We start from the raw sequence: 21,836 nt of genomic DNA, 5'->3' as shown, positions 1-21,836 counted from the left end.
CCTTACGGGGAAGGTGAATCCTGTGACCGCGATACACGCATGCCGTACCGGGGCGATAGGGTTACTCTGCCCGGGCCGGGTGGACTCGTACGGGTGGGGAGTGACATGGAACAGATAACAGTGCGCAGCAGGGCAAGGGTCCCTGCGATCACGTGCGGAAGCAGCGCGACCAGCTCGCGTCTCGACCGCCATCTCGCGGTGCTCGGAGGGCCTGCCCTCCCGCAACGGGAGACGGTGGAGGCGACGTCGCTGATGCGTGAGCTGACCGCGCGTGAGCCCGCGCACAAGCGCAGCAGCAGGGGCGCCCGGGTGCGCCGGGTCTCGCTGTTCGCGCCGTTGCGCCGACTGCGCCGCTCGCTGTTCGGCGGCAACTGAGGCCCGCGCGCCGGCGATCACACCGACCCGGCGCGGCGCCGCGCACTCGTCCGTCGTCCCCACGGCACGCAGCGGCGCCCCGGTGTGCTCCCGAGCGCGGGTAATCCTCCGTACGCCCCGTACCCGTTCGTACGCCCGTCCCTCCCGTACGTCCGTCCCGCCGACTCCCGCCCCGGCGGTGACGCCCGTCGGCCCGCTCAGCCCTCCCCGCGCGCGTACCGGCGTACGGCGAGCGGGACGAACACCGCCAGCAGCACCGCGCACCAGGCCAGCGACCCGGCGACGGGATGCGCCACCGGCCAGGCGGCCCCCTCCGGCACGGGCGCGTTGCCGAAGAGATCGCGCAGCGCCGTGGTCACCGCGCTGACCGGATTCCACTCGGCGACCGTGCGCAGCCAGCCCGGCAGTCCCTCGGTCGGGATGTACGCGTTGGACAGCAGCGGCAGGATGAAGGTCGCGCCGCCCAGTTGACCGGCGGCCTCCTCGTTCCGGGTGAGCAGCCCCAGGAAGATCCCGACCCACGTCGTCGCGAACCGGAACAGCAGCAACAGCCCCACGGCGCCCACCGCGCCGAGCACACCGCCCTCCACCCGCCAGCCCACCGCGAGCCCGACCAGCAGGAAGGGCACCGTCCCGGCGGCCGTGACGAGCATGTCCGCGACCGACTGCCCGAGCGGCACCGCCGCCCGGCTCACCGGCAGCGTCCGCAGGCGGTCCGTCACGCCCCGGTGCGTGTCCTGGGCGGCCTGGAACATGCCCGTCATGATGCCGTTCGCTGCCGTCGCGACCAGCAGGCCCGGCACCAGGAAGGACCGGTACTCCTCGCCCGGCATCGCCAGTGCGCTGCCGAAGACGTAGCCGAAGAACAGCAGCATCATGACCGGCATCGTCTGGGTGAGGATCAGCAGCCCCGGATTGTTCCGCAGCCGCCGCAGTTGCCGGCTCAGCATCGCCGTGCCGTCGTACGCCAGGTCGTGGGCCACCGTGCTCATGCCACAAGCTCCTTGTTGTCGCCGGTGAGGCGGAGGAAGACGTCGTCGAGGGTCGGGGGACGCAGGCTCGCGTCCACCAGGGGCACGCCCGCCGCGTCGAGTTCGCGCACCAGGCGCGGCAGGGTCAGCGTCGGATCGGTGCTGACCGCGCCGACGGTGCGCCGGTCGTGGTTCAGCGCCGGCTGTGCGCCGGTGAGCCGGTCCAGGACCGCCGCCGCCCGCGCCATGGCGTCCGTGTCCGCGACGACGGCCTCCGCGTACGCCCCCACCAGCGCCTTGAGTTCGGCCGGCGACCCCGTGTGCGCGACCCGGCCCCGGTCCACCAGGGCGATGTCGTCGGCGAGGCGGTCGGCCTCCTCCAGGTACTGCGTGGTGAGCAGCACGGTCGTGCCCTCCTCCTTCAGGGCGCGCACGGCGTCCCAGATCTGGTTGCGGCTGGCCGGGTCGAGACCCGTCGTCGGCTCGTCCAGGAACAGCACCTCGGGGCGCCGGACCAGGCTCGCGGCCAGGTCGAGACGCCGCCGCATGCCGCCCGACAGGGTGGACGCGGGCCGGTCGGCGGCGTCGGTCAGCGCGAAGCGGTCGAGCAGCTCGTCGGCCCGCGCCGAGGCGTCCCGCACCCGATGCAGCCGGGCGAACAGCCGCAGGTTCTGGCGTCCGGTGAGGTCCCCGTCCACCGACGCGTACTGCCCCGTCACACCGATCCGGCGACGGACGGCGGCGGCCTCGCGGACCAGGTCGTGCCCGGCGACGCGCGCCGAACCCGCGTCCGGCCGCCACAGGGTGGTCAGCAGGCGCACCGCCGTGGTCTTGCCCGCCCCGTTCGGCCCGAGCAGCCCGCACACCGTGCCCTCGGCCACCGCCAGATCCAGCCCCCGGAGTGCGTGCACGTCACCGAAGCGCTTCTCCAGCCCTTCACTAAGTACAGCGTACGTAGTAGTCATGGGTCGACCATAGTGCACTACGTACGCTGTACGTAACTAGGATGGTGGTCGAGGTGATGCACCATGGCGGGCCGAGCGGCCGTACCCGAAGTGATCTGGGCGCGCCCCGAGCGCACCGGCCGGGGGCCGAGACCGGCGTACACGCGCGCCGACATCGCCGCCGCCGCGGTGCGGATCGCCGACGCCGAGGGACTGGACGCGGTCTCCATGCGCCGCGTGGCCGGCGAGCTGGGCTGCGGCACCATGTCGCTCTACAACTACGTCCCCCGCAAGGAGGACCTGTACGAGCTGATGATGGACGCCGTCAGCGCCGAGCACGAGCTGTGGGAGCCGAGCGGCGACTGGCGCGCGGACATGATCCGGGTGGCCCGCCAGACCCGGACGCTGATGCACCGCCACACCTGGCTGCCCCGCCTGATGTCCCCGGTCTACGGCTTCAGCCCCAACGCGCTGCGCTACCTGGAGCACTGCCTGGCCTGCCTCGACCCCTTCGACGCGCCCTACGGCACGAAGATGGAGCTGGTCGCCATGGTGAACGGCGTCGTGACGACCTACGTCGCCAACGAGATCTCCACCGTCGAGCGCACCCGCTCACTGCCCTGGTCCGAGGAGCAGGAGAACGCCATGCGCGTCGCCTACCTGGGCCGGCAGGTCGCGAGCGGTGCCTATCCGCGGCTGGCGGCGTCCTTCGCCGAGGACGCCGGCCCGATCGACCTGGAGGCGGTCTTCGAGCGGGCCCTGACGCGGGTGCTGGACGGGTTCGCCTGAGCGGGGAACCGGCCCCGGGCCAGGCGGGCCTACAGCAGCGCCAGTTGCCCCTCCGGCCCCTCCTCCCGGCCGTCCAGGACGGAGGCCGGCCGGCGGGCCGCCGGGGGCGCCGGCAGGACGCCCGCCTCGCGCAGCTCGGCCGACGTGATCCCGTCCGTCACGGTCAGTTCCCGGCACCGCGGCCGCAGTTCGGCGAGCAGGGCGAGGACCGTGATCAGTTCCAGCAGCTCGGACGTCCAGGTCTGCGGCCAGGTGGCCGGGCGGATCGCCGCCAGCGTGCCCGGCGCGCCCTCGGCGGTACGGGCCGCGAACCACTGCTCCAGCACCCGCACCCCGCCCACCTCGAAGTCCCAGGCATCGGGCGGCACGGGGGAGACCCGGCCCTCGTCCAGGTACAGGGCCTCCTCGTCCCGGTCGTAGCGCAGGGTCAGCGGGCGCGCGGGCAGCGGCGCGCGGACGTACGGGCGACGGCCGCCGGGCAGCTTGGGGCGCTCCCCGTCGCGGCGCATCAGCCACAGGGCGCGCCGGCCCAGGTCGACCCCGCGCTCCCACAGCGCGGCGTCCGCGGTGAGCGGGACCAGGGAGCCCTCCCGCACGGTCGCCACCGCCCAGGCCAGTACGTCCCCCGGCGCGGGACGCCGGCCGAGCCGGGCGGCCAGGTGGTCGAGGAGACCGGGGGCCAGGTTCGGCTCCGCCCCAGCGGGACGCCGGTACAGCGGGCGCACCCGGGCTCCGCCGAGCAGCGGCAGCCGCGAGGACGCGACGAGCAGGGGAAGGCCGGCGGCGTCGGGCGCCTCCACGACGAAGACCTGTCGCTCGTCCGCCACCCGCCACAGCTCCGGACGGGCCGCGTCGATCAGCCGGTGGTCGGGAATGAGCCACTGCTCGTCGAAGGGCGCGCGCAGCACACGGACCGGCTCCGGACACGGCCCCGAGGCCCGCGCGAGCTTCTCGGTGCCGCCGGCCCCGCCCGGCAGCTGTCCGACCGCCGTGTGCGCGGTCCGCGAGCGCGTCGGCTCGAACAGGCCCTCACGGTCGGGCCCCTCGGCCTTCATCAGGGCGTCCCAGCGGGCTTTGAGGGACGTCGCGTCGGGTGCCGTCGGCCACCCCCGGCCGAGCCGCGGCGGTGCGACGGACCACGGCATGAGGTCCGCCAGCGGCGGAGCGTCGTCGTGCGTCACGCTGGGCATCGTACGACGGGGTGCCCGGGCCTCACGTGGCATCCAGGGTGACCGTGAAGGAGAAACGGTCCCCCCGGTAGTGGATGACCGCCACGTCCAGCACCCGCCCCGCCGTGTCGTACGTGACGCCCGTGTAGTGCAGGATCGGGCTGAGCAGCGGGACTTCGAGCAGCCGCGCCGTCTCCGGGTCCGCGAGCCGGGCCTCCACGGTGTCCGTGATCCGGCTGATGTCCATGCCCACCACGTCCCGCAGCACCTTGGTCATCGGCCAGCGGGCCAGGTCGTCCACGTCGATGCGGGCGGCGACTTCGGGACGGACGTAGTTGTGGGCGTGGTTGGTGGGCTCACCCGTCTTCTCGTCGCAGCGCAGCCGGTGGTACGTCGCCGTCTCCGCCAGGTCCGGGAAGAACTCGGCGAGTTCGGGCGGCACGGGCCCGGTGCCGTGGCCCAGCAGCTCGGCCTGCATGCCGGACTGCTGGGCCACGATCGCGTCGACCGAGCCCAGCAGCCGCACCGGGGCGCCCCGCCGGGCGTCGGGCTCGATGAACGTGCCGCGCCGGCGGTGACGCGTGATCAGCCCCTCGTCCTCCAGCTCCTTCAGCGCCTGCCGCATGGTCAGCACGCTCACCCCGTAGTGACCGGCCAACTGCTCCTCTGTGGGCAGGCGCAGCGGGTCCCGGGGCGAGCGGCCGAGTATCGAGGCGCGCAGCGACTGCGACACCTGGTACCAGAGCGGCAGCTTGCGGTTCAGGACGATGGAGTCCGGGGCGAAGGAGGTCACGGGCCATCCGTACCGGTAGGGAATCCTCAGTGCAAGGGGCGGAAGTGACGCTCCAGGCCCTGCCAGACGTCGTCGTAACGGGGTTGCAGGTGCTCGGCGCGGGTCGCGTGGGGCGTGAGGGTCACCGGCCACCGCGTCTCGAACATGAACGCCAGCCCGTCGTCGATCCGCTGCGGCTTCAGCTCGGCCGCGCTCGCCCGGTCGAAGGTCTCCCGGTCCGGACCGTGCGCCGACATCATGTTGTGCAGCGAGCCGCCGCCCGGCACGAAGCCCCCTGGACCGGCAGTCTTGGCGTCGTAGGCGCCCTCGATCAGGCCCATGTACTCGCTCATCACGTTCCGGTGGAAGTACGGCGGCCGGAAGGTGTCCTCGCCCACCAGCCAGCGCGGCGCGAAGACCACGAAGTCGACGCCCGCGAGGCCGGGGGTGTCCGACGGGGAGGTCAGCACCGTGAAGATCGACGGGTCCGGGTGGTCGTACGAGATGGTGCCGATGACGTTGAAACGGCGCAGGTCGTAGACGTACGGGACATGGTTGCCGTGCCAGGCGACCACGTCGAGCGGGGAGTGGTCGTAGGTCGCGGTCCAGAGGTTGCCGCAGAACTTGTTGACCACCTCCACCGGACCCTCGACATCCTCGTAGGCGGCGACCGGCGCCATGAAGTCCCGCACGTTCGCCAGGCCGTTGGCGCCGATCGGGCCGAGGTCGGGGAGTCGGAAGGGGGCGCCGTAGTTCTCGCAGACGTAGCCGCGGGCGGTCGGGCTCTGCCCGCCGTTCGATGCGGTGTCGAGCAGTTCCACGCGGAAGCGGACCCCGCGCGGGATCAGCGCCACCTGGCCCGGCTCGGCGTGCAGCAGTCCGAACTCGGTGCGCAGCAGCAGGCCGCCGCGCTCCGGGACGATCAGCAGTTCGCCGTCGGCGTCGCTGAAGACGCGCTCCATGGAGGCCGTGGCGTGGTACAGGTGCACGGCCATGCCGGTGCGTTGGGCGACGTCGCCGTTGCCGCCCAGCGTCCACAGGCCCGCCAGGAAGTCGGTCCCCGCCTCCGGCTCCGGCAGCGGGTTCCACCGCAGCCGGTTCGGGTCCGGCACGGCCTGGGTGAAGGGCGCCGTGCGGATCGCGCCGTTGCCCGTGCGGGTGAACGCCGGGTGCGCGGCCGACGGGCGGATCCGGTACAGCCACGAACGCCGGTTGTCCGCCCTCGGCTCCGTGAACGCCGTGCCGCTCAGTTGCTCCGCGTACAGTCCCAGCGGCGCCCGCTGCGGCGAGTTCCGGCCCTCGGGCAGGGCGCCGGGCACGGCCTGCGAGCTGTGCTCGTTGCCGAAACCGGACAGGTAGGCCAGCCCCTCCGCGGTCTTCCGCGCGTCCCCGCTCATTGATCGCTCCCTCGCAATCCGATTCCCACCCGATTCCTATGGGACACCGTAGGATTGCGGTTTCCCGTGCGCAAGAGGTCGTACGGGGTTCTGGTCCACGCGGGTCGTCCCTGGGGAGGATGACCGGAACCAGACCCCCGGGGGATCCGGACTGTCGGACCGGTGTTCTAGTCTCCCGTCATGTCGTGGATGCGGGGAGTGCTCGCCGTGCTCGCGGTCTGTGTCCTGCTGCTGACCGGACCCGTCGGCTGCGGCTCCGGTGATACGGGCGAACCGGACGCGCGGGATTCGGCCGCGCCGGTGGGCAGGCTGCTCGACGCCACCGACGAGGAGGGCCGGCGCTACCGGGAGGTGGACGGCGAGCACGCTCCCGAGGTCGGTGTCGAGGTGCAGCCCGAGACCGACGACAGCTGGGACGTACGCCTGGCCGTCCGCGGCTTCAGGTTCTCGCCGGCCGGGACGGAGGCGAAGGCGGTGGCCGGCCGCGGCGTCGCCCACCTCTTCCTCGACGGCGACCTCCTCACCCGCCTGCGCGGACCGGAGTACCGCCTCGCCGCCGATCTCGTGCCCCGCGGCACCCACCAGCTCACGGTCCGCCTGTACGCCGACGACGGCACCGTCTGGGCCGTCGACGGCGAACCCGTCGAGAGCACGGCGGACATCACGGCGTCGGGGGCGGAGCCGACGGAGGCGACGGAGCCGGACGAGATCGAGGGCCAGGCGCTTCCCGCGCGTACGGCGGCCCGGTGAGGTGAGCGGATCCGGTGGCCACCGCCGTACTGAAGGTCACAGTTCACCGGACCGCGGCGGAAGGGCATCATGAAGACCGTGTCCCATGCGACCTCGCTCCGCCGTGCCCCCGTGCAGCGGCGCAGCGCCGAACGGCTCACCCGGATCCTCGACGCCTGCGCGGACCTCCTCGACGAGGTCGGCTACGACGCCCTGAGCACCCGGGCCGTGGCGCTGCGCGCGGACGTCCCCATCGGCTCCGTGTACCGCTTCTTCGGCAACAAGCGGCAGATGGCCGACGCGCTGGCCCAGCGCAACCTGGAGCGCTACGCGGAGCGCGTGACCGAACGGCTGACGGAGACGGGCGACGGCGGCTGGCGCGGGGCGCTGGACGCGGTGCTCGACGAGTACCTGGCGATGAAGCGGACCGCACCCGGCTTCTCCCTGATCGACTTCGGCAACCAGATACCGGTCGGCGGCCGCCACGCCGTCCCCAACCACCGGGTCGCCGACCGGCTCACCGAACTGCTCTCCGGCTACCTGGGCCGCCGCCCCGACGACGATCTGCGCCGCGTCTTCCTCGTCGCCGTGGAGACGGCCGACACCCTCGTGCAGCTCGCCTTCCGGGTCGCGCCGGGCGGGGACGAGAAGATCATCGAGGAGGCCCGGGAACTGCTGCGGGCGTATCTGGGGCGGGTGCTCGACTGACGGGCGGGTGCCCCACGATCCTCCGGCGGGGCTTGCCGGGATTATCTGCCAGGACTCCCCAACATGCCTACCGGTCGGTATGCTCGCCGCGAGAGAGCGTCGCCGCCGCCGCCCTACGGGAGGACCCGTGTCCCGCACCGCCCTGCGTATCTGCCCCCTGTGCGAGGCCACCTGCGGCCTGGCGCTCACCATCGACGGCACCACGGTCACCGCGGCCCGAGGGGACCGCGACGATGTCTTCAGCCGCGGGTTCATCTGCCCCAAGGGCGCCTCCTTCGGGGCCGTCGACTCCGACCCCGACCGGCTGCGCGCCCCCCTGGTGCGCAGGGACGGCGAGCTGCGCGAGGCCACCTGGGAGGAGGCGTTCGACGCGGTCGCCGCCGGTGTCCGGCCCGTCGTCGAGCGGTACGGGCCGAACTCCGTCGGCGTCGTCCTCGGCAACCCCAACGTGCACACCATGGCCGGCGCCCTCTACCCGACCGTCCTGATCGGCGCCCTCGGCACCCGCAGCCTCTTCACCGCGTCGACGGTCGACCAGATGCCCAAGCACGTCTCCAGCGGGCTGCTCTTCGGCGACGCGGGCGCCATCCCGGTGCCCGACCTCGACCGCACCGACCACCTGCTCCTCATCGGCGCCAACCCGCTGGAGTCCAACGGCAGTCTGTGCACGGCTCCCGACTTCCCCGGCCGCCTCAAGGCGCTCAGGGCCCGCGGCGGCACCCTCACCGTCATCGACCCGCGCCGCACCCGCACCGCCAGACTCGCCGACCGGCACGTGGCGATCCGCCCCGGCACCGACGCCCTGCTCCTCGCCGCGATGGCCCACGTACTGTTCGAAGAGGGCCTGGTGGACCTCGGCGAACTGGCCCCGCACGTGGTCGGGGCCACCGAAGTCAGGGACGCCGTACGCGACTTCACCCCCGAGTCCGTCGCCGCCGCCTGCGACGTGGACGCCGACGTGACGCGCGCCCTCGCCCGCGAACTCGCCGCCGCCCCCACCGCCGCCGTCTACGGCCGCATCGGCAGCTGCACCGTCCCGCACGGCACGCTCGCCAGCTGGCTCGTGGACGTCCTCAACATCCTCACCGGCAACCTCGACCGGCCCGGTGGCGCCCTCTTCCCACAGGCCGCCACCGACAGGACGCCCCGCCCCGCCGGACCCGGCCACGGGTTCGCGCTCGGCCGCTGGCACTCGCGGGTGAGTCGGCACCCCGAGGCCAAGGGCGAACTGCCCCTGTCCGCCCTCGCCGAGGAGATCGACACCGCCACCGCCGTCGAGGCGGGCGAGCCGGTCCGCGCGCTGGTCACCATCGCCGCCAACCCCGTGCTGTCCGCACCCGACGGCGACCGGCTCGACAAGGCGCTGGCCTCGCTCGACTTCATGGTGAGCGTCGACCCCTACCTCAACGAGACCTCGCGCCACGCCCACGTCGTCCTGCCGCCGCCCCCGCCGGCGCAGAGCCCGCACCACGACTTCGCCCTCAACACCCTCGCCGTGCGCAACCAGGTCCGCTACACCCGCCCCGCCGTCCCGCTGGAACCCGGCCGCATGGCCGAGACCGAGATCCTGGCCCGGCTGACCCTGGCCGCCACCGGCAGGCACGGCGCCGACCCGGCCGCCGTCGACGCCATGGTGATCGAACAGACCCTCGGCAAGGCCGTACGGGAGCCGCACTCACCCGTGCACGGACGCGATCCGGGCGAGCTGACCGCCCAGCTCACCGGCGAGAACGGCCCCGAGCGGCGGCTCGACATGATGCTGCGCCTCGGCCCCTACGGCGACGGCTTCGGCGTACGGCCCGACGGGCTGTCCCTTCAGCGGCTGCTCGCGCACCCGCACGGCGTCGACCTCGGCCCGCTGCGTCCGCGGCTGCCGCAGCCGCTGAAGACCCGCAGCGGCAAGGTGGAGCTGCTGGCGGGGCCGATCGCCGACGATCTGCCGCGTCTGCGGCAGGCCCTGACCGAGCGGCCCGACGGGCTCGTCCTCGTCGGCCGGCGCCATTTGAGGTCCAACAACAGCTGGATGCACAACATCCCGGCGCTCACCGGCGGCTCCAACCGCTGCACCCTGCACCTCCACCCCGACGACGCCGAACGGCTCGGCGTGCGCAGCGGAGAGCCCGTGCGCGTGACGGGCGCCGGGGGAGAGGTGACCGCCCCCGCGGAGGTCACCGACGCGGTGCGGCGGGGCGTGGTTAGCCTTCCGCACGGCTGGGGCCACGACCGCCCCGGTACCCGTCTGACCCACGCCGCCACCGAGCCCGGTGCCAACGTCAACCAGCTCCTCGACGGCACCCTGCTCGACCCGCTCTCGGGCAACGCGGTCCTCAACGGCATACCCGTCGCGATCACTCCCGCGCCCAGGTCCTGACCGGCGTACAGCTGTGACCTGGAGTTTTGCGCTTATTGCTCGCATGTCAACGTCTTGTTAACGCTGCTTTGCGGCACCTAACGTCGCTCGCACCGCCTGCCCCGGTGGGATGTTCAAGGGCGAACGTTAGGTACTCACTCATGCTGACCATCCTCGGCTTCGCCATGATCGCGACCTTCCTGGTCCTGATCATGATGAAGAAGATGTCGCCGATCGCGGCGCTCGTGCTGATCCCCGCGCTGTTCTGCGTGTTCGTCGGCAAGGGCGCCCACCTCGGTGACTACGTCATCGACGGCGTGTCCAGCCTCGCCCCCACCGCGGCGATGCTCATGTTCGCGATCGTCTATTTCGGGGTGATGATCGACGTCGGGCTCTTCGACCCGATCGTCCGGGCCATCCTGAAGTTCTGCAAGGCCGACCCGATGCGGATCGTCGTCGGTACGGCCCTGCTCGCCGCCATCGTCTCGTTGGACGGCGACGGCTCCACCACCTTCATGATCACGGTCTCGGCGATGTACCCGCTGTACAAGCGCCTGAAGATGAGCCTGGTCGTGATGACCGGCGTCGCCGCGATGGCCAACGGTGTGATGAACACCCTGCCCTGGGGCGGCCCCACCGCCCGCGCCGCCACCGCCCTGAAGGTCGACGCCACCGACATCTTCGTCCCGATGATCCCGGCCCTGGCCGTCGGACTGCTCGCGGTCATCACCCTGTCGTACGTGCTGGGTCTGCGCGAGCGCAGGCGGCTGGGCGCGCTGACGCTGGACGAGGCGCTGGTGCGGGAGCCGGAGAGCGAGACGGTGCTGGTCGGCGCGGGTTCGGGCACGGCCTCCGGTGCCGGTGCCGGTGCCGGTGCCGGTGCCGGCAAGGCGTCGTCCGCGTCCGCCGCGGGCTCCGGCGGATCGGGTGCCGCCGCCAGGGAGGGCGAGTCCCAGGGGTCCGACGACTCCGACGCCTCCGACGACGACTTCAAGGGCCTCGACCCGAACCGGCCCACCCTGCGCCCCAAGCTGTACTGGTTCAACGCGCTGCTCACGGTCGCGCTGCTCAGCGCCATGATCATGGAGGTGCTGCCGATCCCGGTGCTCTTCCTGCTCGGCGCCGCGCTCGCGCTCACCGTCAACTTCCCGCACATCCCCGACCAGAAGGCCCGGATCGCGGCCCACGCCGACAACGTCCTCAACGTCTCCGGCATGGTCTTCGCCGCCGCCGTCTTCACCGGCGTCCTCACCGGCACCGGCATGGTCGACCACATGGCCAACTGGCTGGTGGACACCATCCCCGACGGAATGGGCCCGCACATGGGCCTGGTCACCGGTCTGCTGAGCCTGCCGCTGACCTACTTCATGTCGAACGACGGCTTCTACTTCGGCGTCCTGCCGGTGCTCGCCGAGGCCGGTCAGGCGCACGGCGTGTCGACGCTGGAGATCGCCCGCGCCTCGATCGTCGGCCAGCCGCTGCACATGTCCAGCCCGCTCGTCCCGGCCGTCTACGTCCTGGTCGGCATGGCCAAGGTCGAGTTCGGCGACCACACGCGGTTCGTGGTGAAGTGGGCGGTCCTGACGAGCCTCGTCATTCTCGCGGCGGGCATCCTCTTCGGCATCATCTGATGATGGGCCCGGCTCCCCGGGGATTCGTTCAGGGAGCCGGCGGTTCGGGTCTGCGGGAAGGACACGATCATGGCGCCCGGTGGAAACCGCGGCTGGCTGCTCCGCCTCGTCATCGCCTTCGGCTTCGCGCAGGGGGCGGTGTCGATGGCCCGGCCCGCCGTCTCCTACCGGGCCCTCGCGCTGGGCGCGGACGAACAGGCGGTCGGCGTCATCGCCGGCGTGTACGCGCTGCTGCCGCTGTTCGCCGCCGTCCCGCTCGGCCGCCGCACCGACCACGGTCGTTGCGCGCCCTTGCTCCCCGTCGGCGTGGTGCTCATCGCCGGCGGCTGCGCGCTGAGCGGCATCGCGGGCTCCCTGTGGGCGATGGCCCTGTGGAGCGGCGTCATGGGCCTCGGCCACCTCTGCTTCGTCATCGGCGCCCAGTCGCTGGTCGCCCGCCAGTCCGCGCCGCACGAACAGGACCGCAACTTCGGCCACTTCACCATCGGCGCCTCGCTCGGCCAACTCGTCGGGCCCATCGCGGCGGGCGCGCTGATCGGCGGCCACGACATGGCCGGCAGCAGCGCCCTGGCCCTGGTGGTGGCGGGCGCGGGCGCGGCGGTCGCGTTCACGTCGCTGTGGCGCATAGAGCACCCGGGGGCCGCCAAGTCCCGTACGGAGGCGGGCGCGCGCGTGCCCGTGGGGAGCATCCTGCGCGCCCGGGGCGTGCCCGCGGGCATCCTGATCAGCCTGTCCGTACTGTCCGCCACCGACATCCTCACCGCCTACCTGCCGGTGGTCGGCGAGCACCGGGGCATCTCCCCGGCCGTGATCGGCGTACTGCTCAGCCTCCGCGCGGCGGCCACCATCGCCTGCCGGCTGGTACTGACGCCCCTGCTGCGGCTGCTCGGCCGCACCGCGCTGCTCACGGTCACGTGTCTGCTGGCCGCCCTGCTGTGCGCCGGTGTCGCGCTGCCGGTGCCGGTGTGGGCGCTCGCGCTGATGCTGGCCGTCCTCGGCTTCTGCCTCGGCGTCGGCCAGCCGCTGTCCATGACGACCGTGGTCCAGGCGGCTCCCGATGGAGCCCGCTCCACCGCCCTCGCCCTGCGCCTGACCGGCAACCGCCTCGGCCAGGTAGCCGCCCCCGCCGCGGCGGGCCTCATCGCCGGCGTCGCGGGCGTGGCCGCGCCGTTCGTGATGCTCGGCGCCCTGCTGCTCCTGTCCTCGGGCATCGCCCTGCGCGCCCCGTCCACCGAACCTCGCGCGAACCACCCGCCCACCGAGGACGCCCCCGACGACACGCCCCGCCGCCGCCCGCTGCGCCGGTCGGCCCGCTAGGGCGGCCAGGGCCCCGTCCGCCGCGAGGCCTGCCCGCCCCGCCGCGTGCTTCCGGCGCCCGCACGCGCTTCGTACTGCCTCACGCGCGCGGACCTGTCGCGGGCGCCCCGGCCGGCTCCCCGTCCACCGGACCGGCCGGGGACCGGCCGTCCACCGGATCGGCCGCGGATCGGTCGCGGACCGGCCGTCCACCGGATCGGCCGCGGACCGGCCGTCCACCGGATCGGTCGCGGATCGGCCGCCCACCGGACCGGCCGCGGATCGGCCGCCCACCGGACCGGCCGCGGATCGGTCGCGGACCGGCCGCCCACCGGACATCCCGCCCGCCGACGACGCCCCCGACGACACGCCCCGCCGCCGCCCGCTGCGCCGGTCGGCCCGCTAGGGCGGCCAGGGCCCCGTCCGCCGCATCCCGCCCGCCTCCCCCGCGGCGCCCGCACGCACTTCCCACCCACTCGTCCGCCGGACCGCGCCGCAGACACCCGGTCCGCCGCCTGAGACGCCCCGTCCCTGAATTCGGCCGTCCGCTTTCTCACCAGATGGACGGTGGCACCGAGATACGGTCCAGCGTCTTCCCCCGGCCGCGCACATTCCGTTAACTTCCGTGACTCAAACGCCCCGTACGACCCGCACGAGGGCGTCCGACCGCGGAGCACCAGCGCTCAGTGAGCCCCCGGGGGCACCTCCCATGACACGCGCCATCTCCCTGCACGACGTGAGCAAGACCTACGCGCGAGGCGTCCGCGTGGTGGACCGGCTGTCGCTGGACATCGCGCCCGGCGAGTTCCTCGTCCTGCTCGGCCCCTCCGGCTGCGGCAAGTCCACCGTGCTGCGCATGATCGCCGGCCTGGAGGAGATCACCGACGGGCGGCTGCTGCTGGACGGCGCGTACGCCAACGACCTGCTCCCCGCCGCGCGGAGCATGGCGATGGTCTTCCAGAACTTCGCCCTGTACCCGAACATGACCACCCGCGGGAACATCGGCTTCCCGCTGCGCGTCGAGGCCCCCCAGACCGACCCCGGTCCCCGCGTGGACGCCACCGCCCGCATGCTGGGCATCGAGGACCTCCTCGACCGCTTCCCCGCCCAGCTCTCCGGCGGCGAACGCCAGCGCGTCGCCATGGGACGGGCCATCGCCCGCCACCCCAGCGCCTTCCTGATGGACGAGCCGCTGTCCAATCTCGACGCCAAGCTCCGCAACCACCTGCGCGCCGAGATCACCAAACTGACCCGGGAGCTGGGCGTCACCACGGTCTACGTCACTCACGACCAGTCCGAGGCCATGTCCCTCGGCGACCGTGTCGCCGTCCTGCGCGGCGGCGTGCTCCAGCAGGTGGACAGCCCGCGCGCCGTGTACGCCCTGCCGCGCAACGTCTTCGTCGCCGCCTTCATCGGCACCCCGCGCATCAACCTCCTGCGCGGCCTGGTCCGCGCGCCGCTCGACGGCGCGATGACCATCAGCCTGGGCAAGCAGTTCCTGCGCCTGCCCGAACCGCTCTCCCTGGACCACCAGTTGCTCCGCGTGCAGCAGGGCCGCGAGGTCATCGTCGGCCTGCGCTCGGAGGCCGTACGGATCGCGAAACCCGCCTCCGCCCGCCCCGGCGAGGTGCTGCTCACCGGCCTGGTGGAGCACGTCGAGTTCCAGGGGCACGAGGTCCTCGTCCATTTCAACACCGGCTCGCGGCCGGCCGTCGTACCGGATCTGGAGGCGCCGCGCCCCGCCACCCGCCCCGCCAGGCGCCGCCGCCGCGACGGCACGGTCCTGGACCGGCTGAGGGAGCGGGCGGGCGCCCTGCGCGCCGGACCGGTGGTGGTCATGGACGACCCCGAGGACGCAGGGGGCGCCGGACCCGCGGTCGCCGCCCCCGACGGCCGCCTCCCCGGTGACCTGATCGTCCGGACCACCCCCGACATCGACCTGCGCCACGGCATGCAGGTCCCCCTCCTCGTCGACCTGGCCCATCTGTTCGTCTTCGACCAGCACGGCGAACGGATCTGCCCCGCCCCGGCGCGGCTGCCGGACCTGGAGGAGTGAGCCCGTCGGGACCGGGGCCGCCGGGAGGGTGAGCCGCGCCACCATGGTGGCCGCCCCTGGTGCCATAAAACTATCGGCGCTAGTTTGGGGCGCGGACGACGAGGCCCGCCCGGAAGGAACGCGATGAAGGCACATGACGGCATGTACATCGACGGAGCCTGGCGGCCCGCCGACGGCCGGGACGCGATCGAGGTCGTGAACCCGGCCGACGAGCAGGTGATCGGCAAGGTACCCGCCGGCACCGCCCTGGACGTCGACACCGCCGTACGGGCCGCCCGCGCCGCCCTGCCGGCCTGGGCCGCCACCCCGCCCGCCGAGCGGGCCGCCCGCCTGGCCGCCCTGCGGGACGTACTGGTGGCACGCAAGGACGAGGTCGCCGAGACGGTCACCGCCGAGCTGGGGTCGCCGCTGAAGTTCTCCCAGGCCGTGCACGCCGCCGCCCCGATCGCGGTCGCGGGCTCCTACGCCGAGCTGGCGGCGACGTACGCCTTCGAGGAGAAGATCGGCAACTCCGTCGTCCACCACGAGCCGATCGGCGTGGTCGGGGCCATCACCCCGTGGAACTACCCGCTCCACCAGATCGTCGCCAAGGTCGCCCCGGCGCTCGCGGCCGGCTGCACCATCGTGCTGAAGCCCGCCGAGGACACCCCGCTCACCGCCCAGCTCTTCGCGGAGGCGGTGCACGAGGCCGGCGTCCCGGCGGGCGTCTTCAACCTGGTCACCGGCCTCGGCCCGGTCGCCGGGCAGGCCCTCGCCGAACACCCCGGCGTCGACCTGGTCTCCTTCACCGGCTCCACGGCCGTGGGCCGGCGGATCGGCGCCCTCGCCGGCGCCGCCGTCAAGCAGGTCGCCCTCGAACTCGGCGGCAAGTCCGCCAATGTCATCCTCCCGAGCGCCGACCTCGCCAAGGCCGTGAACGTCGGCGTCGCCAACGTCATGTCCAACTCCGGCCAGACGTGCAGCGCCTGGACCCGCATGCTCGTGCACGCCGACCGGTACGACGAGGCCGTGGCACTGGCCGCCGAGGCCGCCGCGAAGTACGGCGACCGGATCGGCCCGGTCGTGAACGCCAAGCAGCAGGAGCGGGTGCGCGGTTACATCGAGAAGGGCGTCGCCGAGGGCGCGCGCGTCGTCGCGGGCGGCCCCGAAGCCCCGCGCGAGCAGGGCTACTTCGTCAGCCCGACCGTCTTCGCCGACGTGAGCGAGGACATGACCATCGCCCAGGAGGAGATCTTCGGGCCGGTCCTGTCCATCCTCCGCTACGAGGACGAGGAGGACGCCCTCCGGATCGCCAACGGCACCGTCTACGGCCTCGCCGGCGCCGTCTGGGCCGGTGACGAGGCGGAGGCCGTCGCCTTCGCCCGCCGGATGGACACCGGCCAGGTCGACATCAACGGCGGCCGGTTCAACCCGCTGGCGCCCTTCGGCGGCTACAAGCAGTCCGGCGTGGGCCGCGAACTGGGGCCGCACGGCCTGTCCGAGTACCTCCAGACCAAGTCCCTCCAGTTCTGAGCCAGGGAGCAGTCCACGTCATGGCCGTCCGTACCGCTGTCCGTGCCGCCGTCGTACCCGCCGTAGGCGTCCCGCTGGAGGTCACCGGGATCGAGCTGCCCGAGCCCGGTCCGGGGCAGGTCCGGGTGAAGCTCGCCGCCGCCGGGGTCTGCCACTCCGACCTGTCCCTGTCCAACGGCACCATGCGTGTGCCGCTCCCCGCCGTCCTCGGCCACGAGGGCGCCGGCACGGTCCTCGCCGTCGGCGAGGGTGTCACCCGCGTCGCGCCCGGCGACGACGTGGTCCTCAACTGGGCCCCGTCCTGCGGTGCCTGCCACGCCTGCTCGCTCGGCGAGGTCTGGCTGTGCGCGAACGCCCTGGCCGGTGCCGCCAACGTGCACGCCCGCCGTGCCGACGACGGCGCCGACCTGCACCCCGGCCTGAACGTCGCCGCGTTCGCCGAGGAGACGGTCGTGAGCGCCGACTGCGTCCTGCCCGTCCCGGACGGCATCCCGCTCACCGACGCCGCCCTGCTCGGCTGCGCCGTCCTCACCGGCTACGGTGCCGTCCACCACTCGGCGAAGGTCCGCGAGGGCGAGACGGTCGCCGTGTTCGGCGTCGGGGGAGTGGGCCTGGCCACCCTCCAGGCGGCCCGGATCGCGGGCGCCTCGAAGATCGTCGCCGTCGACGTCTCCCCGGAGAAGGAGGAGCTGGCCCGCGCCGCCGGTGCCACCGACTACCTCGTCGCCTCCGACACCACCGCCCGCGAGGTCCGCGCCCTCACCGGCAAGCAGGGCGTCGACGTCGCCGTCGAGTGCGTCGGCCGCGCGGTCACCATCCGCACCGCCTGGGAGTCCACCCGGCGCGGCGGCCGCACCACGGTCGTCGGCATCGGCGGCAAGGACCAGCAGGTCACCTTCAACGCCCTGGAGATCTTCCACTGGGGCCGCACCCTCTCCGGCTGCGTCTACGGCAACGCCGACCCCGCCCGGGACCTCCCGGTGCTGGCCGAACACGTTCGCGCCGGACGCCTGGACCTGGGCTCCCTGGTCACGGAGCGGATCGCCCTGGACGGCATCCCGGCGGCCTTCGAGAACATGCTGGCGGGCAAGGGCGGGCGGGCGCTGGTGGTGTTCTAGCCGCAGGCATCGCAGGCATCGCAGGCATCGCAGGCATCGCAGGCAACGCAGGCACGTGGGGCACGAGGGCGCCGGGGCCGCCCCGGCCCGCGTGCCCGCGTGCCCGCGTGCCGTTCGCGCCGCCGCGCTCCCGACCCACGTCGTCACGCTTGCCGTTCGATAAACATCCCGCACGACCGTTGACCACATACCGTCCGGTCAGTACGTTCCCGGGAACGTCCCACACGTCCCCGACGTCCCCCGTACCACCCGGAGCGTGCACGTATGGACACCACCCCCTCCGCTCAGCGCCTCCCCGCCACCGCCCCGCCCACCGCCCCCAACCGCCGACGCGTCGCCACCGCCGCCGCCCTCGCGTCGGCCGTCGAGTGGTACGACTACTTCGTCTTCGGCATCGCCGCCGCCCTCGTCCTCGGCGACCTGTACTTCCCGGCCGGCAGCCCCACCGCCGGGGTCCTGGCCGCCTTCGCCACCTTCGCCGTCGGGTTCCTCGCCCGGCCCATCGGCGGCATCGTCGCCGGCCAGCTCGGCGACAAGAAGGGCCGCAAGCCGATGCTGGTCCTCGCGCTCACCCTGATGGGCGTGGCCACCACGGGCATCGGCCTGCTGCCCACGTACGAGACCATCGGCGTGGCCGCCCCGATCCTGCTGGTCCTGCTGCGCATTGTCCAGGGCATCGCCGTGGGCGCCCAGTGGGGCGGCGCGATGCTGCTGGCCACCGAGTACGCCCCCGAGGGCAAGCGCGGCATCTACGGCAGCGTCGTCCAGCTCGGTGTCCCCATCGGCGTGGTCACCGCCAACACCGTCTTCCTGCTGGCCGGTGCGTTCACCTCCGAGTCGGCCTTCGAGGCCTGGGGCTGGCGGGTGCCGTTCGTGGTCGGCCTGCTCGTCCTCGGACTCGCCTGGTACATCCACACCCGCGTCGAGGAGACCCCCGAGTTCCGGGAGGCCGAGCGGGCGCTGGCCGAGAAGGAGCAGGGCGAGCAGTCCTCACCGCTGCGCACGATCATGCGCGATCACCTCGGCACCGTGCTGCTGGCCGGCGGCTCCTTCGCCGTGAACACCGCGACGTTCTACATCCTCATCACCGGCGTCCTCGACTACACCACCCGCGAACTGGACATGGAGCACGGCGCGGTGCTCGCCGTCTCGCTCTGCGTCAGCCTCACCCAGCTCGTGCTGATCCCGGCCGCCGCCGCCCTGTCCGACAGGTTCGGCCGCATCCGGGTCTACACCGTCGGCGCGGTCGGCATCGCGGTGTGGGCCGTCCCGCTGTTCCTGCTCATCGACACCGGCTCACTGGTGTGGCTGGCGGTCGGCACCTTCGTCGCCAGCTGCTTCCTCAGCATCATGTACGGCCCCCAGGCCGCCCTGTTCGCCGAGCTGTTCACGCCGGAGATGCGCTACACCGGCGCCTCGCTCGGCTACCAGATCGCGGCCGTCGGCGGGGGCGGGCTCGCGCCCTTCGTCATGGTGCTGCTCCTGGAGGCGACGGGCACCTCGATGGCCGTCTCCGGCTACATCATCGGTCTCTCGGTGATAGCCCTGGTGTCCATCAAGGTGCTGTCCGACAGGGCGCGTTCACGCTGACCGCGAGGCGTTCTCGGGCCGCGACTCCGTGACTTCGTCCGGGGCCGCGGCCCGCGCCCGCTTCCGGGACCGCGACACCGCCACGCCCGCCAGGCACAGCGCGCCGCCCGCCAGGGTGAGCAGCCCCGGCACCTCGCCCAGCGCCAGCCACGACATCAGGACGACGAGCGCGGGCACGGCGTACGTGGTCGCGCCCATACGGCCCGCGGTCGTACGGGCCAGCGCGTACGCCCACGTCGTGAACGCCAGCGCGGTCGGGAACACGCCCAGGTACAGCATGTTGAGCGTCGCGGAGACGGGCGCGTCGGCCGCCTCGGTCACCAGCTGCCCCGTGAACGGCAGGCAGAGGACCGCCCCGACCAGGCACCCGAAGGTCGTCACCTGGAGCGCGCTCGCGTGCCCCAGCGCGGGCTTCTGGGCGACCACCCCGCCCGCGTACGCCACGGCGGCCAGCAGGCACAGCACCACCCCGAACAGCGAGGAACCGCCCTCGCCGGACATCGACAGGCCCACGGTCACCGCACCCGCGAACGACACCGCCATCCCCGCCAGCAGCCGCGGCGGCAGCGCGTCCCCGAGCAGGCGGGCGCCGAGCAGCGCGATGAGGATCGGGCCGACGTTCACCACGAGGGCGGCCGTGCCGGCGTCCACCTGCTGCTCGCCCCAGTTCAGGACGACCATGTAGAAGCCGAACCACAGCAGCCCCGATATCGCGATGCCCCGCCAGGCGGGCCGCGCGGGCAGTCCCTCCCGGCGCAGCAGACAGATCACGCCGAGCGTCAGCGCGCCCGACAGCAGCCGCCCGAGTGCCAGCGCGCCCGGCGAGTAGGCCTCGCCCGCGCTGCGGATCGACACGAAGGCGGAGGCCCACAGGACGACGGTGACCGTGGCGGCGCCTGCCGCGAGGACTTCCGGACGGCGAAAGGGGGCGGGACGGGCGGTGCTCATCATGCTCCAGAGGCTAAGCAGCGGGACATTGTTCCCGCTGGCGGATTTCGGACCGGGAACCGGTGCTCAGCGCAGCCCCGCCGGGTCGATGCCCAGCAGCTCGGACAGCGCCTCCTCGCCCGCCGGCGTCACCTTCACCGCGCGCTCCGAGCCGATGCGTACGCACCAGCCCGTGTCCAGGGCGTGCCGGCACAGGGCCGCGCCCGCGACGCCCGCGAGGTGCGGACGGCGTTCGGTCCAGTCGAGGCAGGCCCGGGCCAGCGGCCGGCGGCCGCTGGGCGTCAGGGGGATGCCGGCGGTCTCGAACCAGCCGAGCCCCGCGTCCGTGAGTGCGAAGCCGGTGTCCTGGCGCAGCAGGCCGCGCCCGGTCAGCGCGTCGGTGACCGTGATGCCGAGCCGCCCGGCGAGGTGGTCGTAGCAGGTACGCCCCCGGGCCATCGCCGACCCGGCGCCGGCCGCCCGCAGGGTGCGCGGACGCCGTGCCGCGGCTGCCGGGGCGACCTGCGCGGCCAGGTCCTCCACCAGCTGCGCGACCCGCTCGTCGGCCAGCCGCACGTACCGGTGCCGCCCCTGCCGCTCCTCGGCGAGCAGCCCGCCCGCGACGAGCTTGCCGAGGTGCTCGCTCAGCGTCGAAGCGGCGACCCCCGCGTGCCGGGCCAGCTCACCGGCGGTCCACGCCCGCCCGTCGAGCAGCGCCAGCAGGCAGGCGGCCCTGGTCTCGTCGGCCATCAGCCCGGCCAGCCGCGCGAGCCCGGGCGCTTCGGCGTCCTTGTCGGTCATGCGTCCCAGGATGCGTGACGCACGGTTCGGTGGGCACCGAAGTGTCTCAGGCGCCCCGCGCCACCTGCGCGTACTGCTGCGCCAGCCCGTCCAGCAGCGCCGTCAGCCCGGTCTCGAAGGCCCGCTCGTCGATCTTCTCCTGCTGCTCGGCCAGGAGGTGCGCCTGCTGGAGGTGCGGGTAGTCGGCGGGATCGTAGGCGCCGGCGTCGTCCACGAAGCCGCCGGCGAAGGAACCCAGCGCCGAGCCCATGATGAAGTACCGCATCAGCGCGCCGATGGACGTGGCCTGGGCCGGGGGCCAGCCCGCCGCGACCATCGCGCCGTAGACGGCGTCCGCGAGATGCAGCGCGGCCGGGCGGCGGCCGGGGCCGTGGGCCAGAACGGGGACGACGTTGGGGTGGTCGCGCAGCGCCGCCCGGTAGGAGACGGCCCAGTCGTGCAGCGCCGTCCGCCACTCCCGGCCGTCCTCGAACATCGACAGGTCGACCTGCGCGCTCACCGAGTCGGCGACCGCCTCCAGGATCTCGTCCTTGGTGCGGAAGTGGTTGTAGAGCGAGGGCCCGCTGACTCCCAGCTCCGCGGCGAGCCGGCGCGTGGAGACGGCCGCGAGGCCCTCCGCGTCCACCAGCGCGCGGGCCGTCTCGACGATCCGGTCGGTGCTGAGCAGGGGCTTGCGCGGTCGGGCCATGGCGCACATAGTA

19 protein-coding genes are annotated in these 21,836 nt (G+C 73.3%); 11 read left to right on the top strand and 8 right to left on the bottom strand.

All coding sequences use genetic code 11. The features are described from left to right. Positions 1-105 precede the first annotated feature (105 nt). Entirely contained in the window at positions 106-375 is a 270-nt protein-coding gene (locus tag ACFW48_RS33535) for a hypothetical protein (protein ID WP_055416136.1), read from the top strand. 197 nt (positions 376-572) lie between these two features. On the opposite strand, the gene ACFW48_RS33530 is transcribed toward ACFW48_RS33535, so the two are convergent. Both ACFW48_RS33530 and ACFW48_RS33525 read right to left on the bottom strand, forming a co-directional pair. Beyond that, complete coding sequence (locus ACFW48_RS33530) at positions 573-1,367, bottom strand: ABC transporter permease (RefSeq protein WP_386321626.1); 795 nt, start codon at positions 1,365-1,367, stop codon at positions 573-575. Next, on the bottom strand, positions 1,364-2,311 hold the full coding sequence (locus ACFW48_RS33525) for an ATP-binding cassette domain-containing protein (RefSeq protein ID WP_386321623.1): 948 nt from the start codon (positions 2,309-2,311) through the stop codon (positions 1,364-1,366). The genes ACFW48_RS33530 and ACFW48_RS33525 overlap by 4 nt, the downstream gene beginning before the upstream one ends. A gap of 63 nt (positions 2,312-2,374) precedes the next feature. Between ACFW48_RS33525 and ACFW48_RS33520 the strand changes: the two genes are divergently transcribed. After that, positions 2,375-3,079 carry a TetR/AcrR family transcriptional regulator C-terminal domain-containing protein gene (locus ACFW48_RS33520; RefSeq protein ID WP_386321620.1) on the top strand — a complete coding sequence of 235 codons (705 nt, stop codon included), beginning with the start codon at positions 2,375-2,377 and terminating at the stop codon, positions 3,077-3,079. A 29-nt stretch (positions 3,080-3,108) separates the two neighbouring features. On the opposite strand, the gene ACFW48_RS33515 is transcribed toward ACFW48_RS33520, so the two are convergent. From ACFW48_RS33515 to hmgA, 3 genes are read right to left on the bottom strand one after another with little or no spacing between them, the layout of a single operon-like run. Then, complete coding sequence (locus tag ACFW48_RS33515; RefSeq protein ID WP_386321618.1) at positions 3,109-4,269, bottom strand: type ISP restriction/modification enzyme; 1,161 nt, start codon at positions 4,267-4,269, stop codon at positions 3,109-3,111. A gap of 22 nt (positions 4,270-4,291) precedes the next feature. After that, positions 4,292-5,041 (bottom strand): GntR family transcriptional regulator, encoded by a 750-nt coding sequence (locus ACFW48_RS33510; RefSeq protein WP_386321615.1) that lies wholly within the window; start codon positions 5,039-5,041, stop codon positions 4,292-4,294. Between the two features lie 26 nt (positions 5,042-5,067). After that, positions 5,068-6,417 (bottom strand): homogentisate 1,2-dioxygenase, encoded by a 1,350-nt coding sequence (gene hmgA / locus ACFW48_RS33505; protein ID WP_386321612.1) that lies wholly within the window; start codon positions 6,415-6,417, stop codon positions 5,068-5,070. Between the two features lie 180 nt (positions 6,418-6,597). On the opposite strand from hmgA, the gene ACFW48_RS33500 reads away from it, so the two are divergent. The 9 genes from ACFW48_RS33500 to ACFW48_RS33460 all read left to right on the top strand — a co-directional run bounded on the left by ACFW48_RS33500 (position 6,598) and on the right by ACFW48_RS33460 (position 19,407). Then, positions 6,598-7,167 (top strand): hypothetical protein, encoded by a 570-nt coding sequence (locus ACFW48_RS33500; RefSeq protein WP_386321610.1) that lies wholly within the window; start codon positions 6,598-6,600, stop codon positions 7,165-7,167. 69 nt (positions 7,168-7,236) lie between these two features. Beyond that, positions 7,237-7,854: a TetR family transcriptional regulator gene (locus tag ACFW48_RS33495; RefSeq protein WP_386321607.1), complete on the top strand. Its 618-nt coding sequence runs from the start codon at positions 7,237-7,239 to the stop codon at positions 7,852-7,854. A gap of 127 nt (positions 7,855-7,981) precedes the next feature. Next, positions 7,982-10,225, top strand: a complete 2,244-nt coding sequence (locus tag ACFW48_RS33490) for a molybdopterin oxidoreductase family protein (RefSeq protein WP_386321606.1) — start codon at positions 7,982-7,984, stop codon at positions 10,223-10,225. A gap of 140 nt (positions 10,226-10,365) precedes the next feature. Beyond that, positions 10,366-11,835 carry a CitMHS family transporter gene (locus tag ACFW48_RS33485; protein ID WP_386321603.1) on the top strand — a complete coding sequence of 490 codons (1,470 nt, stop codon included), beginning with the start codon at positions 10,366-10,368 and terminating at the stop codon, positions 11,833-11,835. A gap of 69 nt (positions 11,836-11,904) precedes the next feature. Next, the gene (locus ACFW48_RS33480; protein ID WP_386321600.1) at positions 11,905-13,152 is read left to right on the top strand and encodes an MFS transporter; all 1,248 of its coding nucleotides are present in this window, start codon (positions 11,905-11,907) and stop codon (positions 13,150-13,152) included. Between the two features lie 688 nt (positions 13,153-13,840). Then, the gene (locus ACFW48_RS33475) at positions 13,841-15,187 is read left to right on the top strand and encodes an ABC transporter ATP-binding protein (protein ID WP_386321597.1); all 1,347 of its coding nucleotides are present in this window, start codon (positions 13,841-13,843) and stop codon (positions 15,185-15,187) included. 123 nt (positions 15,188-15,310) lie between these two features. Then, entirely contained in the window at positions 15,311-16,699 is a 1,389-nt protein-coding gene (locus ACFW48_RS33470; RefSeq protein ID WP_386321595.1) for an aldehyde dehydrogenase family protein, read from the top strand. A gap of 20 nt (positions 16,700-16,719) precedes the next feature. Continuing rightward, positions 16,720-17,817 (top strand): Zn-dependent alcohol dehydrogenase, encoded by a 1,098-nt coding sequence (locus ACFW48_RS33465; protein ID WP_386321592.1) that lies wholly within the window; start codon positions 16,720-16,722, stop codon positions 17,815-17,817. A gap of 264 nt (positions 17,818-18,081) precedes the next feature. After that, entirely contained in the window at positions 18,082-19,407 is a 1,326-nt protein-coding gene (locus ACFW48_RS33460; protein ID WP_386321589.1) for an MFS transporter, read from the top strand. On the opposite strand, the gene ACFW48_RS33455 is transcribed toward ACFW48_RS33460, so the two are convergent. The 3 genes from ACFW48_RS33455 to ACFW48_RS33445 form a co-directional block, all read right to left on the bottom strand. Continuing rightward, a complete protein-coding gene (locus ACFW48_RS33455) occupies positions 19,399-20,358 on the bottom strand; it encodes a DMT family transporter (RefSeq protein ID WP_386321586.1) in 960 nt (319 codons plus the stop codon). The two genes, ACFW48_RS33460 and ACFW48_RS33455, sit on opposite strands and share 9 nt — an antisense overlap. A gap of 63 nt (positions 20,359-20,421) precedes the next feature. After that, entirely contained in the window at positions 20,422-21,135 is a 714-nt protein-coding gene (locus ACFW48_RS33450; RefSeq protein WP_386321583.1) for an ArsR/SmtB family transcription factor, read from the bottom strand. A gap of 46 nt (positions 21,136-21,181) precedes the next feature. After that, a complete protein-coding gene (locus tag ACFW48_RS33445) occupies positions 21,182-21,823 on the bottom strand; it encodes a TetR/AcrR family transcriptional regulator (protein WP_386321580.1) in 642 nt (213 codons plus the stop codon). Between the last annotated feature and the right edge of the window lie 13 nt (positions 21,824-21,836).

The organism is Streptomyces sp. NPDC058812, assembly GCF_042744565.1.
Classification (GTDB): Bacteria; Actinomycetota; Actinomycetes; order Streptomycetales; family Streptomycetaceae; genus Streptomyces; species Streptomyces thinghirensis.
Note: the sequence above shows the minus strand (reverse complement) of the source record. Positions and strands in the feature narration are given on the sequence as shown.

What these genes read in the sequence shown, in the direction of transcription:
- ACFW48_RS33535 (WP_055416136.1), top strand. Translation starts at nt 106, where the DNA reads ATGGAACAGATAACAGTGCGCAGCAGGGCAAGGGTCCCTGCGATCACG.
- ACFW48_RS33530 (WP_386321626.1), bottom strand. Translation starts at nt 1,367, where the DNA reads ATGAGCACGGTGGCCCACGACCTGGCGTACGACGGCACGGCGATGCTG.
- ACFW48_RS33525 (WP_386321623.1), bottom strand. Translation starts at nt 2,311, where the DNA reads ATGACTACTACGTACGCTGTACTTAGTGAAGGGCTGGAGAAGCGCTTC.
- ACFW48_RS33520 (WP_386321620.1), top strand. Translation starts at nt 2,375, where the DNA reads ATGGCGGGCCGAGCGGCCGTACCCGAAGTGATCTGGGCGCGCCCCGAG.
- ACFW48_RS33515 (WP_386321618.1), bottom strand. Translation starts at nt 4,269, where the DNA reads ATGCCCAGCGTGACGCACGACGACGCTCCGCCGCTGGCGGACCTCATG.
- hmgA (WP_386321612.1), bottom strand. Translation starts at nt 6,417, where the DNA reads ATGAGCGGGGACGCGCGGAAGACCGCGGAGGGGCTGGCCTACCTGTCC.
- ACFW48_RS33500 (WP_386321610.1), top strand. Translation starts at nt 6,598, where the DNA reads ATGTCGTGGATGCGGGGAGTGCTCGCCGTGCTCGCGGTCTGTGTCCTG.
- ACFW48_RS33495 (WP_386321607.1), top strand. Translation starts at nt 7,237, where the DNA reads ATGAAGACCGTGTCCCATGCGACCTCGCTCCGCCGTGCCCCCGTGCAG.
- ACFW48_RS33485 (WP_386321603.1), top strand. Translation starts at nt 10,366, where the DNA reads ATGCTGACCATCCTCGGCTTCGCCATGATCGCGACCTTCCTGGTCCTG.
- ACFW48_RS33480 (WP_386321600.1), top strand. Translation starts at nt 11,905, where the DNA reads ATGGCGCCCGGTGGAAACCGCGGCTGGCTGCTCCGCCTCGTCATCGCC.
- ACFW48_RS33475 (WP_386321597.1), top strand. Translation starts at nt 13,841, where the DNA reads ATGACACGCGCCATCTCCCTGCACGACGTGAGCAAGACCTACGCGCGA.
- ACFW48_RS33470 (WP_386321595.1), top strand. Translation starts at nt 15,311, where the DNA reads ATGAAGGCACATGACGGCATGTACATCGACGGAGCCTGGCGGCCCGCC.
- ACFW48_RS33465 (WP_386321592.1), top strand. Translation starts at nt 16,720, where the DNA reads ATGGCCGTCCGTACCGCTGTCCGTGCCGCCGTCGTACCCGCCGTAGGC.
- ACFW48_RS33460 (WP_386321589.1), top strand. Translation starts at nt 18,082, where the DNA reads ATGGACACCACCCCCTCCGCTCAGCGCCTCCCCGCCACCGCCCCGCCC.
- ACFW48_RS33455 (WP_386321586.1), bottom strand. Translation starts at nt 20,358, where the DNA reads ATGATGAGCACCGCCCGTCCCGCCCCCTTTCGCCGTCCGGAAGTCCTC.
- ACFW48_RS33450 (WP_386321583.1), bottom strand. Translation starts at nt 21,135, where the DNA reads ATGACCGACAAGGACGCCGAAGCGCCCGGGCTCGCGCGGCTGGCCGGG.
- ACFW48_RS33445 (WP_386321580.1), bottom strand. Translation starts at nt 21,823, where the DNA reads ATGGCCCGACCGCGCAAGCCCCTGCTCAGCACCGACCGGATCGTCGAG.